The organism is Paenibacillus sp. KS-LC4 (genome assembly GCF_036894955.1).
Classification (GTDB): Bacteria; Bacillota; Bacilli; order Paenibacillales; family Paenibacillaceae; genus Pristimantibacillus.
Genome location: NZ_CP145905.1, coordinates 5,054,610 through 5,075,736, shown reverse-complemented (window position 1 = coordinate 5,075,736; position 21,127 = coordinate 5,054,610). Strand labels below are relative to the sequence as shown.

1 protein-coding gene is annotated in these 21,127 nt (G+C 56.0%); it reads left to right on the top strand.

The features are described from left to right. Positions 1-51 precede the first annotated feature (51 nt). Positions 52-21,039 (top strand): non-ribosomal peptide synthase/polyketide synthase, encoded by a 20,988-nt coding sequence (locus V5J77_RS21470; RefSeq protein WP_338552863.1) that lies wholly within the window; start codon positions 52-54, stop codon positions 21,037-21,039. The last annotated feature ends 88 nt before the right edge of the window (positions 21,040-21,127 follow it).

Sequence of the window (21,127 nt, the reverse complement as noted above, 5' to 3'; positions counted from 1 at the left end):
TGTAAGCATGGTACAACCAGACTTTTTCGGGTAGAGAAGGAGACGATGAAAGTGGCATTTGATAAGGAAGCCCTTTTTTGGAATGGAAAATTTGATGGTGAAGACGTTACACCTACGAAGCTACCCTATAACAAATCGCCAAATAACGCTGCAGCGAAAATTCAGACGATTGCTGGCGCGCTGTCTGCGGATGTATCGCAACAGATTATTCAGTTAAGCAAAGGCTCCGGCTTGGCTACATACATGGTTCTAATAACGGGAGTGCAATGCCTCCTTTACAAATATACCAACGAGCAGCATATCCTGCTCGGCATGCCGGTTGTCAGCAAGTCGAACGAAACCGCGGGGCATATCAGCCCTGTTGTCATGCTCAAGGATAAATTCAGCGCGGAGCAAACCTTTAAGGCTCTATTGAACCAAGTAAAGCTTTCATTGACGGAAGCGATCAAGCATCAGAACATACCGTTCCGAAAAATGACAGAACGGCTGGAGCTTGAATATATCGACGGAGTTCCTGTAGTCAACACCCTCGTCTCTTTGAAGGAAATCCACACGGCTGATGTCAGTCAGCATGTGATGACAGATATTTCATTGCAGTTCTCAATTGAGAACGGCCTAGTTCGTTACCAGCTTGAGTATAACGAGAATTTGTATCATGCATCGTTTATGACTCAGGCTTTAGACCACCTGCAACGGCTGTATTCGATCGTTCTCTCTTCGCCCGAGCTTGAAATTCGTCAAGTAGATATGTTGTTTGAATCTGAGAAGCAGCAATTGCTTCACGCCTTCAACGAAACCAGCACGGAGTACCCGCGTGAACGCACGCTCCATCAGTTGTTTGAGGAGCAGGCGGAGCGAATCCCAGAAGCGGTGGCGGTCGTTTATGAGCAGGAGCATTTGACCTACCGGGAGCTGAATGAACGGTCGAACCGGCTGGCTCGGACATTGCGCGCAAGCGGAGTGCAGGCGGACGAGCTTGTCGGTCTGATGGCAGAGCGCTCGCTGGAGATGATCGTTGGAATTATGGCGATCTTGAAAGCTGGCGGGGCTTATGTGCCGATTGATCCGGAGTATCCAGAGGAGCGCATTCACTACATGCTGGAGGATTCGGGAGTGCAGGTGCTGTTGGCTCAGCGTGGTTTGCAAACACGGGCATCCTTTGGCGGTACATGGATCGAGCTGGATGATGAAGCATCTTATGACGATAATAGCTCCAATCTGGAAAATGTCAACGAGCCGGAGCATCTGACCTATGTCATTTATACATCCGGCACGACCGGCAAGCCGAAGGGAAATTTGACGACCCATCGCAACATCGTTCGTGTTGTGCGCAACACCAACTACATAAACGTGACCGATAAGGACAGCGTGCTGCAATTATCAAGCTATTCCTTCGACGGATCGACGTTCGATATTTTCGGAGCGCTATTAAATGGAGCCAGGCTGATTCTTGTTCCCAAGGAAACGATGCTGGATGTAGGAAACTTGGCTGGCCTGATCGAACGGCAGCAAATTTCGGTGATGTTTATTACCACCGCATTTTTCAATGTGCTCGTAGACATGAAACCGGATTGTCTGCGCTACATTCGTGCTGTTTTGTTCGGCGGAGAACGGGTTTCCGTCAACCATGTGCGAAAAGCGCTTAAGCATCTTGGACCGGGCAAAATCAAGCATGTGTATGGACCGACGGAGAGCACGGTATTTGCGACCTGCCACGATGTGAACGAAGTGCAAGAGGATGCGATCACGATTCCGATCGGGCAGCCGATCAGCAATACAGCGATCTACATCGTCGACGAACAGAACAAGCCGCAGCCGATTGGAGTAGCCGGGGAGCTGTGTGTGGCTGGCGACGGACTGGCCAGAGGCTACTTGAACCGTCCAGAGCTGACGGCGGAGAAGTTTGCGGACAACCCGTTTGCGCCAGGCGAGCGGATGTACCGAACGGGCGACCTAGCTAGATGGCTGCCAGACGGCACCATTGAGTATGTGGGCCGGATGGATGATCAGGTGAAAATTCGCGGCTTCCGCATCGAGCTGGGCGAGATCGAATCGCATTTGCTCAAGGTGGAGCCGATTGAGAAAGCGACAGTCGTGGTTCGTGAAACCGCCGAAGGGGAGAAGCAGCTCTGCGCCTACTTCGTAGCTGGCGGCCAGCTTGCGGCAAGCGAGCTACGAAACACGCTGTCGCAAGAGCTTCCGGGCTATATGATCCCGACGTACTTTGTACAGCTGGAGCAGATGCCGCTGACGACCAACGGGAAGGTGGATCGCCGAGCGCTTCCGTCCCCGGAGGAAAGCATGCAGACGGGGATGGACTATGTGGCGCCAAGAACGCCGCTGGAAGCGAAGCTGGCACTCATCTGGCAGGACGTGCTTGGCGTGGAAAGGGTCGGCGTTCACGATCATTTCTTCGAGCTTGGCGGCCACTCGCTGCGCGCGACGACGCTGGTGGGCCGGATTCACAAGGAATTGCACGTTAGTCTGCCGTTAAAAGAGGTGTTTCGCTCGGCTACCGTCGAGAAGATGGCGGAGGTGCTCGAGGGGATGGCGCAGCAGGCCTACGAAGCGATTCCTCGAACGGAGGCAAGCGAGCATTACCCGGTATCGTCGGCGCAGAAGCGGCTTTATATTTTGCACCAGCTGGAAGGAGCGGAGCAAAGCTACAACATGCCGGGAGCGATGCTGCTGGAGGGGACGCTTGCGCGTGAACGGTTTGAAGCGGTGTTCCGCGCTCTGATCGCACGTCATGAGACGCTGCGCACCGGGTTCGAGATCGTTAACGGCGAACCGGTACAACGGGTATATCCTGAGGTGGATTTTGCCGTGGCTTACATGGAGGCAAGGGAGGAAGAGGCGGAACAGAAGGTGCGGGCCTTCATCCGTGCGTTCGATCTGAAGAAGCCGCCGCTCCTGCGGATCGGCTTGATCCAGCTGGCGGAAGAGCGCCATATCCTGCTCGTGGACATGCATCATATTATTTCGGATGGCGTATCTACGGATGTCCTCGTCGAAGAATTCGCCCGCCTGTATGGCGGCGAGGAGCTGCCTGAGCTGCGAATCCAGTACAAGGATTACGCAGTATGGCAGCAATCCGAAGCGCAGCGCGAGCGTTTGAACAAGCAGGGAGCCTACTGGCTGAGCCAGTTTAGCGGCGAACTGCCGGTGCTGGAGCTGCCGACGGATTATGCGCGTCCTGCCGTGCAGCGCTACGATGGGCATACGCTGCAATTCCATCTGGATGCGGAGAAGAGCGAGGGCTTGAAGCGAATCGCGGCGGAAAACGGTGCGACGCTGTACATGGTGTTGCTTGCGGCGTATACGATTCTGCTGCAAAAGTATACGGGTCAGGAAGATATTGTCGTCGGTACGCCAATCGCGGGAAGGACGCATGGCGACCTGCAGCCTTTGATCGGGATGTTCGTCAATACACTGGCGCTGCGCAATAACCCGGTGGGAGACAAAACCTTCCTGTCGTATTTGGCGGAAGTGAAGGAAACGACCTTGGGAGCCTACGAGCACCAGGATTATCCGTTTGAGGAACTGGTGGAGCAATTGCAGTTGACCAGAGACTTAAGCCGTAGTCCGCTCTTTGAAACGATGTTTTCGCTGCAAAATATTGAAAACAAGGCATTTGCGCTCGAAGGGCTTCGTTTGACGTCGTTCCCGAGTGACTACGGGATGGCGAAATTTGACTTGAGCCTTGACGTTATGGAAGGCAAGGGCGGTTTGGAATGTGCCCTCGAATATGCAACCGCGTTGTACAAGCAAGAAACGGCAGAGCGTTTGGCGAAGCACTTCGAGCAAGTGGTGGCCGCGATCGTGAATGATCCGGGCGCGACAATCGCGTCGTTAGGCCTGCTGACGGCGGAGGAGCAGGAGCAAATTCAGCGCGTATTCAATCCCGAGACCGCGCCGCCGCTGCTGGAGAAAACCTTCCATCACCAGTTTGAGGAGCAAGCGGAGCGAAGCCCAGAGGCGACGGCGGTGGTGTACGAGGAGACGCGGCTGACGTACCGCGAGCTGAACGAGCGTTCGAACGTTCTGGCGCGTAGCCTGCGAGCCCAAGGGGTGAAGCCGGATCAGCTGGTCGGTATTTTGGCCGATCGGTCAGTGGACCTGCTGGTCGGGGCGCTGGCGGTATGGAAGGCGGGAGGCGCCTATGTGCCGCTCGATCCGGATTACCCGGCCGACCGCATCCGTTTTATGCTGGCGGATAGCGGAGCGGAAGTGCTGCTGACACAGACGCATCTGGAGGAGCGCACGCGGGAGTGGCTGGCGGAGGAGCAGACGTTGCAGACCGTGCTGTGCTTGGATGATGAGGCGCTTTATAACGAAGGCGCGTCGAACGACCTGAGTCGGATGAATTTGACGCATGTCAACAAGCCGAGTGATCTGGCCTATGTCATCTACACGTCGGGGACAACGGGGCGACCGAAGGGCGTCATGATTGAGCACCGCAGTTTGGTGAATACGGCAGATGGCTATCGCCGGGAATACCGCCTGAACGAGTTCCCCGTCCGGCTGCTGCAATTAGCGAGCTTCTCCTTCGACGTGTTCGTGGGGGATATAGCGCGGACGCTGTACAACGGGGGAACGATGGTCATTTGTCCGAAGGACGACCGGATCGACCCTGCCCGGCTGTACAGCTGGATACGGGAATGCGAGATTACGATCTTCGAATCGACACCGGCGCTCATCGTACCGTTCATGGCGTATATCACCGAGCAGGAGCTGTCGCTTCCCTCGATGCGACTGCTGATTACGAGCTCGGACAGCTGCAGCGTGGGGGATTACCGCGAGCTGCAGGAGAGGTACGGCGAGCAGATCCGCATCATCAACGCGTACGGCGTGACGGAAGCGGCGATTGACTCGAGCTACTACGAGGAGCCATTGGAGCAGCTACCGGAAGCAGGCAACGTGCCGATCGGCAAGGCGTGGCTGAACGCACGGTTTGCAATCGTCGATGCGCATCTGAATCCGGTGCCGGTGGGCGTGCTGGGCGAGTTGTGCATCGGGGGAGCGGGCGTGGCCCGCGGCTACTGGAATCAACCGGAGCTGACGGCGGAGAAGTTTGTGCCGAGCCCGTTCGAAGCGAAGGAGCGGTTGTACCGAACGGGTGATCTGGCACGCTGGATGCCGGACGGGAACGTGGACTTTATTGGCCGGATCGACCATCAGGCGAAAATCCGGGGGTATCGGATCGAGATCGGGGAGATCGAGTCGCAGTTGCTGAAAGCAGAAGGCATAGGAGAAGCGGTCGTGGTGGTGCGAGAGGACGCAGGCGGGGAGAAAGCCCTGTGCGCGTACTACACGGCGGACCATGAGCGGAAGGCAAGCGAGCTGAGAGCAGCGCTGTCGCAGGAGCTGCCGGGGTACATGATCCCGTCGTACTTTGTGCAGTTGGAGAGGCTGCCGCTCACGGCGAACGGCAAAATCGACCGCAAGGCGCTGCCGGCGCCGGAAGGCGGACAGAGCGGCGTGGAGCATGTGGCGCCACGGACAGCGCTGGAGGCGAAGCTGGCAGGCATCTGGCAGGAGGTGCTCGGGGCCGAGCGGGTTGGCGTTCGAGCCAATTTCTTTGACCTCGGGGGTCACTCCTTGCGGGCAACCACGCTGGTCAGCAAAATTCACAAGGAGCTGAACGTGGAGCTGCCGCTGCGGGACGTATTCCGCTACGCGACGGTTGAGGAAATGGCCGAAGCGATCAAGCGGATGGAGCAAGCGGAGCACGTCTCCATTCCTGCGGCGGAAGAAAGCGATTATTACCCGATGTCTTCGGCGCAGAAACGGCTGTATATTTTACGCCAGATGGCGGAGGTTGAACAGAGCTATAACATGCCTGGAGCGATGCTGCTCGAAGGGGTACTCGACGGGGCGCGTTTCGAAGCGGCATTCCGGGCTCTGATTGCGCGTCATGAGACGCTGCGCACCGGTTTTGAGCTGGTAGACGGCGAGCCTTTGCAGCGGATATACCCGCAGGTGGATTTTGCGGTGGAGTACAAGCAGGCAGCCAACGAAGGGGAAGCCGACGAACTCGTGCGCGAATTTGTCCGGCCGTTTGACCTTACGAGTCCTCCGCTGCTGCGAGTCGGATTAATCGAGCTGGAGCAAAGCCGTCACATTCTGCTGTTCGATATGCATCATATTATCTCTGACGGAATCTCGACAGATGTTCTGGTAGGGGAGTTTATCTCCTTGTATGGCGGGGAGCAATTGCCGCCTCTGCACATTCAGTACAAGGATTATGCTGTGTGGCAGCAATCCGAGTCGCAGAAGGAGCGAATAAAGCAGCAGGAAGTCTACTGGCTGGAGCAGCTAGGCGGGGATCTGCCCGTATTGGAAATGCCGCTTGATTACGTGCGCCCTGCGGTACAGCGGTTTAATGGGAACACGCTTCATTTCCAGATCGCTGCGCAAAAGGTCGAGGGCTTGAAGCAAATGGCAGCGGAAAATGGAGCGACGCTGTACATGGTGTTGCTTGCGGCCTATACCGTTTTACTGCAAAAGTATACGGGGCAAGAGGACATCATTGTCGGCACGCCGATTGCAGGCAGAACCCACGAAGATTTGCAGCCGCTGATCGGAATGTTCGTCAATACGTTAGCCATTCGCATAGCTCCGGCCGGGGGCAAGCCGTTCCTTTCGTATCTGAAGGAAGTCAAGGAAGCTACCTTCGGGGCTTACGAGCATCAGGATTACCCCTTCGAGGAGCTGGTGGAAAAATTACAGGTGACCCGCGATTTAAGCCGCAACCCACTCTTTGACACGATGTTTGCTCTGCAAAACACGGAAAACAAGGAGCTCGCTCTCGAAGGTCTTCATCTTAAGCCGTACCCGAGCGAGTATACGGTGGCAAAATTCGACCTGATTTTGGATGTAACGGAGGGGAATGACGGTTTGGCGTGCAGCTTGGAATACGCCACCTCCTTATATAAACGGGAAACGATTGAGCGGGTGGCCAAGCACTATGAGCAACTGCTCGAAGCTATTGTGTCTTCTCCAGAAGCGACCATTGCGATGCTCGGTATGCTGACGGCGCAAGAAGAGAACCAGCTTCACCGCGTGTTCAACAAGACGGCGGCGGCTTATCCGGCCGGGGCCACTATCCATCAATTGATCGAGGAGCAGGCAGAGCGCACGCCGGATCATGCGGCTGTCGTATTTGAGGGCAATCAGCTTTCGTATAGGGAGTTGAACGAACGGGCCAATCGGCTGGCGCGGACATTGAGAGCGGAGGGCGTGCAGGCGGACGAGCCGGTCGGCATTATGCTGGAGCGATCCTTGGAGATGATCGTCGGAATACTCGCGGTCTTAAAAGCCGGGGGCGCCTATGTGCCAATTGATGCCGAATATCCGGAGGAACGCATCCGTTATATGCTAGAGGATTGCGGTGCGAAGCTGATGCTGGTGCAAAGTCGTCTTCGGGATCGCGTGGCTTTTGCTGGAAAATACGTCATTGTGGATGACGAGCAGTCATACGGCGAGGATAGCTCGAATCTTGAGCCGGTAGTCGGGCCGAATCATTTGGCTTATGTAATTTATACGTCAGGAACAACGGGCAAGCCCAAAGGGGTTATGGTAGAGCACCACGGGCTTTGCAGCCTGAAGCTGATGTTTAAGAACACCTTGGGAATTACCGATCGGGACCGGGTCGTCCAATTCGCCAGTCTCTCCTTCGACGCGGCGTGCTGGGAAATCTATAAAGCCTTGTTCTTCGGAGCAACCTTATACATCCCGACGGCTGCGACGATTCTGGATTATCAATTGTTCGAAGCCTACATGAATGAAAACGGGATTACAGCGGCAATTCTGCCTCCTACCTATGTGACCTACCTGAATCCGGAGCATATGCCGAGCTTCAAGAAGTTAATTACAGGAGGTTCGGCGGTATCCGTTGAGCTTGTGAACCAGTGGAAGGACAAGGTGATGTATTTCAATGCCTATGGCCCAACCGAAGCCTCCATTGTAACGTCGATTTGGGCAGCCCCGTCAGGCGTGTTCGAGCAAAAGTCTGTGCCAATCGGCCGTCCGATTGCGAACCATCGGATCTACATTTTGGATGCGTACAATCAACCGCTGCCTGTCGGCGTGGCCGGCGAATTATGCATTGCGGGCGTTGGGCTGGCCCGCGGCTACTTGAACCGCCCCGAGCTGACGGCGGAGAAGTTCGTGGATAATCCGTTCGCGCCGGGAGAGAGAATGTACCGAACAGGTGACTTGACTAGATGGCTGCCTGACGGCAATATCGAATATTTGGGACGGATCGACCATCAGGTGAAAATTCGCGGTTACCGCATCGAGCTTGGAGAGATTGAGGAGCAATTTTTGAAGGTGGAGCATGTTCAAGAAGCGATTGTGCTTGCACGCGAGGACGAGAGTGGTCAAAACCAGCTTTGTGCCTACTTTGTGGCGCACGGTGAGCTTACGGTGAGCGAGCTGAGGTTAACGCTGTCGCAGGAGCTGCCAGGCTACATGATTCCGTCCCACTTTGTGCAGCTGGAGCGGATGCCGCTCACTGCGAGCGGGAAGATCGACCGCAAGGCGCTGCCCGCTCCAGAAGGAAATGTGCACACCGGCGGTGAGTATGTCGCGCCTAGAACCGAGGAGGAAAAAGTGCTTGCGGCTGTATGGAAGGCGGTACTTGGAGCGGAGCGCATCAGCGTGACGGATCATTTCTTCGAGCTTGGCGGCGATTCCATTAAGTCGATTCAGGTTTCGTCACGGCTGCATCAGGCTGGCTACAAGCTGGAAATTCGCGACTTGTTCAAATACCCGACCGTTGCCCAACTGGGGCGGCACATCAGGCCGATTGCCAGACTGGCTGATCAGGGCGAGGTGGCCGGAGAGGTTGCGTTAGCGCCAATCCAGCGCTGGTTTTTTGAACAGCAATTTGCCGACCCTCACCACTTTAACCAATCGGTCATGCTTCATCGCAAGGAGGGCTTCAACGAAGCGGCGATTCGCAAGGTGCTTCAAACAATCGTTGAGCATCACGACGCGCTGCGTATCGTCTTCCGTCAGACGGAAAACGGAGTTAAAGCATGGAACCGAGCAGTGGAGGAAGGCGAGCTTTACAGTCTGGAAGAGGTCGACTTTAAGGGAATAGAAGCGTCGGCTTACGAAAAAGCGATCGAAGCCAAAGCAAGCGACATTCAGAGCAGCATCAATCTGGAGTCGGGCCCGTTGGTGAAAGCCGGGTTATTCCACGGTGAGGATGGGGATCATTGGCTTATTGCGATACACCATGGCGTCATCGACGGCGTATCGTGGCGCATCCTGCTTGAGGATATCGCGGCTGGGTATGAGCAAGCCGTGAAGGGAGATGAGATTCGTCTTCCGGCGAAGACCGATTCTTATCGTGCTTGGTCAGGGCAGCTTTCGACATACGCGCAAAGTTTGGCCATGGACAAGGAAGTGGCCTATTGGCAACGCGTTGCACAAACAGTTGTGCCGCCGCTGCCCAAGGATCAGGAAGCGGAGCTCTCCTTGCAGGAGGATAGCGAAACGATCACGATTCAGTGGAGCGCGGCAGAAACGGAGCTGCTGCTCAAGCAGGTTCATAAAGCGTATAACACCGAAATGAACGACATTTTGCTGACGGCGCTGGGAACGGCGATTCAGAGGTGGAGCCGTCATGACCGGGTGCTGGTGAATCTGGAAGGTCACGGCCGTGAATCCATCCTGCCGGATATTGATATTACGCGTACCGTGGGATGGTTTACAAGCAAGTATCCGGTATTGCTGGAGATGGACCCAGGCAAGGATGTGTCCTACCGGATCAAGAAGACGAAGGAAGATCTGCGTCAGATCCCAAGTAAAGGGATCGGGTACGGCATATGTCGGTATTTGTCGGAGCATGCGAAGGAAGACGTATGGAGAGTGACACCGCAGATCAGCTTCAACTACTTGGGTCAGTTTGATCAAGATCTGCAAAACAACGAGCTTGGCATATCACGGTATGCAGGTGGGGCGCAGTGGAGCGGCAAGCAAGCCCGGAGCTACGCGCTGGACATTAACGGAATGATCGCGGACGGCTCGCTGACGCTGGACCTCGGCTACAGCGGCAAGGAGTATCGCAGGGAAACGATGGAGGAGCTGGCTTCATTCCTGCTTGAGAGCCTGCGGGAACTGATCGCTCATTGCGAGGCGAAGGATAAGGCGGAGCTGACGCCAAACGATGTGCAGCTTAAGGGATTGAGCTTGGAGGAACTGGAGCAGCTCGCGGAGCAAACGCGTCATCTCGGACAGATTGACAACATCTATGCGCTTACGCCTATGCAGAAGGGGATGTGGTTCCACAGCGCCATGGACCCGGATGCCAGCGCATATTTTGAGCAAGCGCGATTTACCTTGCGAGGAACGCTCAATATCGAAACATTTGCGAAAAGCTGGGAGGAGCTGGCGGTACGTCATGCCGTACTGCGGACCAATTTCTACAGCGGCTGGAACGGGGAGCCGATGCAAATCGTGTTCCGAGACAAGCGGATCGGATTTGCTTACAAGGATCTTACTGCTCTTGATGCGTCTGAGCAGCAAGCGCAGATTGACCAATTAGAGCAAGACGATAAAGCTCGCGGATTTGATTTGCAGCGGGATGCGCTGGCACGCGTAACGGTCATTCGTACAGAAGAGGAAAGCTGCCAGGTGCTCTGGAGCTTCCATCACATTTTGATGGACGGCTGGTGCTTGCCGCAGTTGACGAAAGAGCTGTTTGAAACGTACGCCGCCTACGTACAGGGTCCAGAGCGGGAAGACGCTGCGGAGCGGAGCCTAACGCCAGTCTACAGCCATTATATTGAGTGGCTGGAGCGGCAGGATAAGGAAGCGGCGTCCCACTATTGGAACGAGTACTTATCAGGCTACGAGGGGCAGACCCTATTGCCGCAGGACAAGACGGAGGGAAGAAGCTCAGGGTATGCCTTGGAGCGCATCGTATGCGATTTGGGCAACAGCCTGAGCGAACGGATGAGCCGTGTTGCAAAGCGGCATCAGGTGACGGTTAATACGCTCATGCAAGCGGCATGGGGGATCATTTTGCAGAAATATAACGGAACTGGTGATGTGGTATTCGGCCATGTCGTGTCGGGAAGACCAGCGGAAATTCCGGGGATTGAGGAGATGATCGGGCTATTTATTAATACGACCCCGCTGCGCGTCACTTCTGAACCGGATACGAGCTTTGTCGAAGTGATGGGAAGATTGCAGGAACAGGCGTTGGAATCTGGTCGTTACGATTATTATCCGCTGTACGAAATACAGGCGCAGAGCACACAAAAGCAGAATCTGATCAGCCATATTATGGCGTTCGAAAACTATCCGGTCGATGAGCAGATGGAGCAGGCCGGACATGAAGACGGCGGAAAGCTTTCAATTGCGGATGTTGAAATGGCAGAGCATACGAACTATGACTTTACACTGACGGTGCTTCCGGGAGACAACATTCAACTGCATCTGGACTACAATGCCAATGTGTTTGATCGGGCGGGAATGGAGCGGTTGAAGGGGCATCTGGTCTACATCTTCGAACAAATCGTCGAAAATCCACTCGCTGCTGTAGGAGAACTGGAGCTTGCGACAGCCGGGGAGAAAGCCGAGATTGTAGAGCAGTTTAATAATACGGCGACGGTGTATCCACGGGAGAAGACGCTTCACCAGCTGATTGAGGAACAAGCGCAGCGTCTCCCGGATGCAGTGGCGCTTGTGTTTGAGGAGCGGCAGTTGACCTACGGTGAATTGAATGAGCGGGCCAATCGACTGGCGAGGACGCTGCGCTCCCAAGGAGTCGGCGAGGAACGTTTGGTGGCTCTGATGGCGGAGCGATCCATGGAAATGATCGTAGGTATGCTGGCGATTCTAAAAGCTGGAGGAGCCTACGTGGCGATCGACCCGGAATATCCGGAAGAACGCATCCGCTACATGATCGAGGATTCGGGAGCGCATGTGATGCTGGCACAGCGCCAGCTGCGCGAGCGGATTCCGACACAGAGCACACTAGTCTTCCTTGACGATGAGCAATCGTACAGCGACGACGGCTCCAATCTGGAGCACTGCAACGAAGCGACTGACTTGGTGTGCGTCATTTACACGTCCGGTACGACCGGCAAGCCGAAAGGCAATCTAACCACTCATCGCAACCTGATGCGAATTGTTCGGAATACAAACTATATTGAGATTACAGATAAGGACCATGTGCTCCAGTTGTCCAGCTACTCCTTCGACGGGTCGGCCTTTGATATTTTCGGGGCTTTAACCAATGGAGCTAGACTGGTTCTGGTGCCAAAAGAAACGATGCTGGACGTCCAGCAATTGGCGGGTCTAATCGAAACGCAGCACATTTCGGTGATGCTCATTACAACAGCTTTCTTTAATGTGCTTGTGGACGTGAATGTCCATTGCTTGCGCCACCTAAGAGTGATTTTGTTCGGGGGCGAACGGGTTTCCGTCAGTCACGTCCGCAAAGCGCTCAGCTATATCGGTCCCGGCAAGCTCAAGCATGCATACGGTCCGTCGGAAAGCGCGGTTTATACAACCTGGCTGGACGTGAATGAGGTGAGCGAGGATGCTGTGAACATCCCAATTGGACAGCCGCTCAGCAACACGACGGTCTACATCGTTGATGCACGTAACAAGCTACAGCCGATTGGAGTAGCCGGGGAGCTGTGTGTAGGAGGAGAAGGATTGGTTCGAGGCTACTTGAACCGTCCAGAGCTGACGGCGGAGAAATTTGTGGACAACCCGTTTGCGCCAGGCGAGCGGATGTACCGAACGGGCGACCTAGCTAGATGGCTGCCAGACGGCACGATTGAGTATGTGGGCCGGATGGATGATCAGGTGAAAATTCGCGGCTTCCGCATCGAGCTGGGCGAGATCGAATCGCATTTGCTCAAGGTGGAGCCGATTGAGAAAGCGACAGTCGTGGTTCGTGAAACCGCCGAAGGGGAGAAGCAGCTCTGCGCCTACTTCGTAGCTGGTGGCCAGCTTGCGGCAAGCGAGCTACGAAACACGCTGTCGCAAGAGCTTCCGGGCTATATGATCCCGACGTACTTTGTACAGCTGGAGCAGATGCCGCTGACGACCAACGGGAAGGTGGATCGCCGAGCGCTTCCGTCCCCGGAGGAAAGCATGCAGACGGGGATGGACTATGTGGCGCCAAGAGCGCCGCTGGAAGCGAAGCTGGCACTCATCTGGCAGGACGTGCTTGGCGTGGAAAGGGTCGGCGTCCACGATCATTTCTTCGAGCTTGGCGGCCACTCGCTGCGCGCGACGACGCTGGTGGGTCGGATTCACAAGGAATTGCACGTTAGTCTGCCGTTAAAAGAGGTGTTTCGCTCGGCTACCGTCGAGAAGATGGCGGAGGTGCTCGAGGGGATGGCGCAGCAGGCCTACGAAGCGATTCCTCGAACGGAGGCAAGCGAGCATTACCCGGTATCGTCGGCGCAGAAGCGGCTTTATATTTTGCACCAGCTGGAAGGAGCGGAGCAAAGCTACAACATGCCGGGAGCGATGCTGCTGGAGGGGACGCTTGCGCGTGAACGGTTTGAGGCGGTGTTCCGCGCTCTGATCGCACGCCATGAGACGCTGCGCACCGGGTTCGAGATCGTTAACGGCGAACCGGTACAACGGGTATATCCTGAGGTGGATTTTGCCGTGGCTTACATGGAGGCAAGGGAGGAAGAGGCGGAACAGAAGGTGCGGGCCTTCATCCGTGCGTTCGATCTGAAGAAGCCGCCGCTCCTGCGGATCGGCTTGATCCAGCTGGCGGAAGAGCGCCATATCCTGCTCGTGGACATGCATCATATTATTTCGGATGGCGTATCTACGGATGTCCTCGTCGAAGAATTCGCCCGCCTGTATGGCGGCGAGGAGCTGCCTGAGCTGCGAATCCAGTACAAGGATTACGCAGTATGGCAGCAATCCGAAGCGCAGCGCGAGCGCCTGAACAAGCAGGGAGCCTACTGGCTGAGCCAGTTTAGCGGCGAACTGCCGGTGCTGGAGCTGCCGACAGATTATGCGCGTCCTGCCGTGCAGCGCTACGATGGGCATACGCTGCAATTCCATCTGGATGCGGAGAAGAGCGAGGGCTTGAAGCGAATCGCGGCGGAAAACGGTGCGACGCTGTACATGGTGTTGCTTGCGGCGTATACGATTTTGCTGCAAAAGTATACGGGTCAGGAAGATATTATTGTCGGCACGCCCATCGCGGGAAGGACGCATGGCGACCTGCAGCCTTTGATCGGGATGTTCGTCAATACACTGGCGCTGCGCAATAACCCGGTGGGGGACAAAACCTTCCTGTCGTATTTGGCGGAAGTGAAGGAAACGACCTTGGGAGCCTACGAGCACCAGGATTATCCGTTCGAGGAACTGGTGGAGCAATTGCAGCTGACCAGAGACTTGAGCCGTAGTCCGCTCTTTGAAACGATGTTTTCGCTGCAAAATATTGAAAACAAGGCATTTGCGCTCGAAGGGCTTCGTTTGACGTCGTTCCCGAGTGACTACGGGATGGCGAAATTTGACTTGAGCCTTGACGTTATGGAAGGCAGCGACGGGCTGGAATGTGCCCTCGAATATGCAACCGCACTGTACAAGCAAGAAACGATAGAGCGGTTAGCGAAGCACTTCGAGCAAGTGGTCGCCGCGATCGTGAATGATCCGGGCGCGACAATCGCGTCGTTAGGTCTGCTGACGGCGGAGGAGCAGGAGCAAATTCAGCGCGTATTCAATCCAGAGACCTTGCCGCCGCTGCTGGAGAAAACCTTCCATCACCAGTTTGAGGAGCAAGCGGAGCGAAGCCCGGAGGCGACGGCGGTGGTGTACGAGGAGACGCGTCTGACGTACCGCGAGCTGAACGAGCGTTCGAACGTTCTGGCGCGCAGCCTGCGAGCCCAAGGGGTGAAGCCGGATCAGCTGGTCGGTATTTTGGCCGATCGGTCGGTGGACCTGCTGGTCGGGGCGCTGGCGGTATGGAAGGCGGGAGGCGCCTATGTGCCGCTCGATCCGGATTACCCGGCCGACCGCATCCGTTTTATGCTGGCGGATAGCGGAGCGGAAGTGCTGTTGACACAGACGCATCTGGAGGAGCGCACGCGGGAGTGGCTGGCGGAGGAGCAGACGTTGCAGACCGTGCTGTGCTTGGATGATGAGGCGCTGTACCGCGAAGGCGCGTCGAACGATTCGAACCGAATGAATTTGACGCATGTCAACAAGCCGAGTGATCTGGCCTATGTCATCTACACGTCGGGGACAACGGGGCGACCGAAGGGCGTCATGATTGAGCACCGCAGTTTGGTGAATACGGCGGATGGCTATCGCCGGGAATACCGCCTGAACGAGTTCCCCGTCCGGCTGCTGCAATTAGCGAGCTTCTCCTTCGACGTGTTCGTGGGGGATATAGCGCGGACGCTGTACAACGGGGGAACGATGGTCATTTGTCCAAAGGACGACCGGATCGACCCTGCCCGGCTGTACAGCTGGATACGGGAATGCGAGATTACAATCTTCGAATCGACACCGGCGCTCATCGTACCGTTCATGGCGTATATCACCGAGCAGGAGCTGTCGCTTCCCTCGATGCGACTGCTGATTACGAGCTCGGACAGCTGCAGCGTGGGGGATTACCGCGAGCTGCAGGAGAGGTACGGCGAGCAGATCCGCATCATCAACGCGTACGGCGTGACGGAAGCGGCGATTGACTCGAGCTACTACGAGGAGCCATTGGAGCAGCTACCGGAAGCAGGCAACGTGCCGATCGGCAAGGCGTGGCTGAACGCACGGTTTGCAATCGTCGATGCGCATCTGAATCCGGTGCCGGTGGGCGTGCTGGGCGAGTTGTGCATCGGAGGAGCGGGCGTGGCCCGCGGCTACTGGAATCAACCGGAGCTGACGGCGGAGAAGTTTGTGCCTAGCCCGTTCGAAGCGAGGGAGCGGTTGTACCGAACGGGTGATCTGGCACGCTGGATGCCGGACGGGAACGTGGACTTTATCGGCCGGATCGACCATCAGGCGAAAATCCGGGGCTACCGGATCGAGATCGGGGAGATCGAGTCGCAGCTGCTGAAAGCAGAAGGCATAGGAGAAGCGGTCGTGGTGGTGCGAGAGGACGCAGGCGGGGAGAAAGCCCTGTGCGCGTACTACACGGCGGACCATGAGCGGAAGGCAAGCGAGCTGAGAGCAGCGCTGTCGCAGGAGCTGCCGGGGTACATGATCCCGTCGTACTTTGTGCAGCTGGAGAGGCTGCCGCTCACGGCGAACGGCAAAATCGACCGCAAGGCGCTGCCAGCGCCGGAAGGCGGACAGAGCGGCGTGGAGCATGTGGCGCCACGGACAGCGCTGGAGGCGAAGCTGGCAGGCATCTGGCAGGAGGTGCTCGGGGCTGAGCGGGTTGGCGTTCGAGCCAATTTCTTTGACCTCGGGGGTCACTCCTTGCGGGCAACCACACTGGTCAGCAAAATTCACAAGGAGCTGAACGTGGAGCTGCCGCTGCGGGACGTATTCCGCTACGCGACGGTCGAGGAAATGGCCGAAGCGATCAAGCGGATGGAGCAGCGGCAATATGCCTCCATTCCGGCGGCTAAGGATCAGGAGTATTATCCTTTATCCTCCACACAGAAACGGATGTACATTTTGCACCAGATGGAAGAAGCCGAGCAAAGCTATAACATGCCGGGAGCGATGCTGCTAGAAGGGGCACTCGACCGGGCCCGTTTTGAAGCGGCATTCCGCGCTCTGATTGCGCGTCATGAGTCACTGCGCACTGGGTTTGAGCTAGTAGACGGCGAGCCGGTACAGCGGATATACGCGCAGGTGGATTTTGCGGTGGAGTACAAGCAGGTCGCTAACGAACGGGAAGCCGACGAGCTCGTGCGCGAATTTGTCCGGTCGTTTGACCTTACGAAGCCTCCGCTGCTGCGGGTCGGATTGATCGAGTTGGAGCAAAGCCGCCACATTCTGTTGTTCGACATGCATCATATTATCTCGGATGGCGTGTCGATGGAGATATTGGTTGCGGAGTTTGTCCGCTTGTACGGCGGAGAAGAACTGTCACCTCTGCGCATTCAGTACAAGGATTATGCCGTGTGGCAGCAGTCCGAGTCGCAGAAGGATAGGATGAAGCGTCAGGAGGCGTACTGGCTGGAGCAGTTCAGCGGAGAGCTTCCGGTGCTCGAGATGCCGACGGATTTCTCTCGTCCTGTATTCCGCAGCTTCAAAGGAGACACGTACGAGTTTGTGATCGACGCGCGGAAGAGTGCAGCCTTGCGGCAGCTTGCCGCTGAAACCGGGGCCACGTTGTATATGGTGCTTTTAGCCCTTTATACCACGCTGCTTCATAAATATTCCGGCCAAGAAGACATCATCGTAGGCTCGCCAATTGCTGGAAGAAGTCACGGCGATTTGGAGCCGCTGATCGGGATGTTTGTCAACACGCTGGCAATTCGCAGCTATCCTTCAGGGGAGAAATCATTCCGCTCCTTCCTGACGGAAATACAAGAAACGACCATGCAGGCCTATGAACACCAGGATTACCCGTTCGAGGAATTAGTGGAAAAAGTACGAGTGTCTCGCGACGTAAGCCGCAATCCGCTTTTTGACACGCTTCTGGTCATGCAAAACGTGGAAGAAGGAGAATTTGCGATCAACGGGCTGCGCCTGGCACCTTTCGCTAACGAACGGACTGTAGCGAAGTTTGATCTGACGCTGGAAATTGCAGAGGATGCTGACAAGCTGGTATGCGGCATCGAATACACGACGGCGTTATATACAAGGGAAACGGTGGAACGTTTGGCGAAGCACTTCGACCGGTTGATTGAGACCGTCATCCAGACCCCATCGGCGACCCTTGAAGCGCTGGATATGATGACAGCGGAAGAGCGGATTCAATTGCTTACCGCCTTCAACGATACGGAAGCGGATTACCCGAGAGAGAAGACGATTCAGGCGTTGTTCGAGGAGCAGGCGGAGCGTCATGCGGATGCGGTCGCGGTCGAGTACGAGGACGAGCGTCTGACGTACCGCGAGCTGAATGAGCGGGCGAACCGTCTGGCGCGTACTCTGCGCAGCCAAGGCGTAGGGGCGGATCAGCTGGTGGGCATTATGGCTGAACGTTCTCCTTCCATGGTGATCGGGATTCTCGCCATTCTGAAGGCGGGCGGGGCGTATGTGCCGATTGATCCGGAATATCCAGAGGAGCGTATTCGCTACATGCTGGACGATTCAGGAGTCGGCGTGCTGCTGCTGCAAGCGCATTTGCGGGACAAAGCGACGTTTGCGGGCGTCTGCCTGCTGCTGGATGACGAGCAGACCTACGCAGCGGACAGCACGAGCCTCGCCTCGGTTAACGAGCCGAACGATTTGGCTTACGTGATCTATACCTCGGGAACGACGGGCAAGCCGAAAGGCACCTTGATCGAGCATAAAAACGTCGTGCGGCTGCTGTTCAACAGCAAAAACCAGTTCGACTTCGGCGCATCCGATACATGGACCTTGTTCCATTCGTTCTGCTTCGACTTCTCGGTGTGGGAAATGTACGGAGCGCTGCTGTACGGAGGCAAGCTGGTCATTGTGCCGCCGATGACGGCGAAGCAGCCGGGACAGTTTTTGCAGCTGCTGAAGGAGCGAGGCGTGACGATTCTGAACCAGACGCCGACGTATTTCTACCAGCTGCTTCGCGAAGCGCTGGCGGAGAGCGGGCAAACGCTGAGCCTTCGAAAGGTGATCTTCGGAGGAGAGGCGCTGGCGCCGCAGCAGCTGAAGGCGTGGAGGAAGAGGTACCCGAATACGCAGCTGATCAATATGTACGGGATCACCGAAACGACGGTACACGTGACCTACAAGGAAATTACCGAGGTGGAAATCGCCGAGGGAAGAAGCAATATCGGAAGACCGATCCCGACGCTGAAGGTGTACGTTCTGGATGGGAAGCGCCGATGCGTGCCAGCGGGAGTGGCAGGAGAGATGTATGTAGCCGGAGAAGGTCTGGCGCGCGGTTACTTGAACCGCCCCGAGCTGACAGCGGAGAAATTCGTGGACGATCCGTTTGCGCCAGGCGAGCGAATGTACCGATCAGGGGATTTGGCGAGATGGCTGCCGGACGGCAACATCGAATACATGGGACGGATCGACCATCAAGTGAAAATACGCGGGTACCGAATCGAGCTTGGGGAAGTGGAAGCGCAGCTGTTGAAGGTGGAGTCCGTGCGGGAAGCGATGGTCATGGCGCGGGAGGATGAAAACGGCGAGAAGCAGCTGTGCGCGTACGTGGTAGCGGACAAGCTGCTGACGGTGAGCGAGCTAAGGGGAAGGCTGTTGCAGGAGATGCCGGGGTATATGATTCCGTCGTACTTCGTTCAGCTGGAGAAGATGCCGCTGACGGCGAACGGGAAGACGGACCGCAAGGCGCTGCCTGCGCCAGAGGGAAGCGTGAATACCGGTGCGGAATACATCGCGCCTCGTACAGCGCTGGAGGAGCAGCTCGTGCGCATTTGGCAAGAGGTGCTTGGAACGGAAAGGATCGGAGTGAAGGACAATTTCTTCGATCTTGGCGGGCATTCCCTTCGTGCGACCGCATTGGTAAGCCAGCTCTACAAAGAGATGAACATCAATTTGCCGCTGCGGGACGTATTCCGACTTCCGACCATTGAGGAGATGGCGAAAGCAATCAAGGGCATGGCGCAAATGACCTATGCATCCATACCGGCCGTTGAGGAAAGGGCGTACTACCCGCTATCCTCGGCGCAAAAGCGGCTTTACATTTTGCATCAACTGGAAGGCGCGGAACAAAGCTACAACATGCCGGAATTCATGACGCTTGAGGGTCCGCTGAATCGCGTACAGTTTGAAGAGTCGTTTAGGAAGCTGATCGCACGGCATGAGATTTTGCGCACCGGCTTTGAGATGGTTCACGGCGAACCGGTACAGCGGGTACACGCGAATGTGGAATTTGAGGTGGAGTACAGTCAGGCTGACGAAAAAGAGGTCGAGGACATTGTCCGCGGTTTCGTCCGCACCTTTGATTTAAGACATCCGTCTCTGCTGCGCGTAGAACTTGTTGAGCTGGAGCCGGAGCGCCATCTGCTGATGGTGGACATGCATCACATCATTTCCGACGGTGCCTCTATGGGGATTTTGGTGGATGAATGGTCCCGACTCTATGCAGGCGAGGAGCTCCCCGCTTTGCGGATTCAATACAAGGATTTTGCCGTATGGCAGCAGCACGAGGAGCAGCGCGAGCGCATGAATAAGCAGGAGGGCTATTGGCTGCAGGCGTTCGCAGGGGAATTGCCTGTTGCAGATTTACCAACGGATTACGAACGGCCTTCTGTTCGAAGCTTTGAAGGAGCACATGTCGAATTCGAGGTCGATTCCGAGCTTGCACGGCAATTAAACCAATTGGCGGCGACAAGCGGAAGCACGCTGTATATGGTTCTCCTATCCGCCTATAACGTGCTGCTTTCCCGGTACAGTGGCCAGGCAGACATCATTGTGGGGACGCCTGTCGCAGGAAGAACACATCCGGATTTGGAGCCGCTGCTCGGGATGTTTGTCAACACGCTTGCCCTCCGCAATTATCCGGCGGGAGACAAGACGTTTGCTTCCTTCCTAGAAGAAGTCAAAGAAACGACCTTGGGTGCATTCGATCATCAAGACTATCCTTTCGAAGAGCTTGTAGAAAGGCTGAATGTGCAACGGGACGCAAGTCGCAATCCGGTGTTTGACACGATGTTTGTCATGCAAAATACCGAGGAGCGCGAGGCCCGGTTTGAAGCGCTGCACTTGACCCCGTACGTTCTTGACCATACGAATGATGCGAAATTCGATCTTTCATTGTTTGTAGCGGAAGATAACGGAGTTATCACGGGCGGCTTCCAGTACTGCGCTAAGCTGTTCAAGCCGGCGATGATCCATAAAATGTTGAAGGATTTCCTGTACGTGTTGTCGCAGATTTGTGAAGACCCGAACATCCCATTAAACCAAATCCAATGTCATGCACCTTCGGCAAGCCGCAGGGGCTCCTTGGAGGATATTGAATTTGCATTTTAGAAAGAACTGAAGAAATGCACCGTCTACACCCGAAATATACCCGAAAGATTGTGTGCCCGCTTTGTTCTGGGGGCACACAATCCGGGTT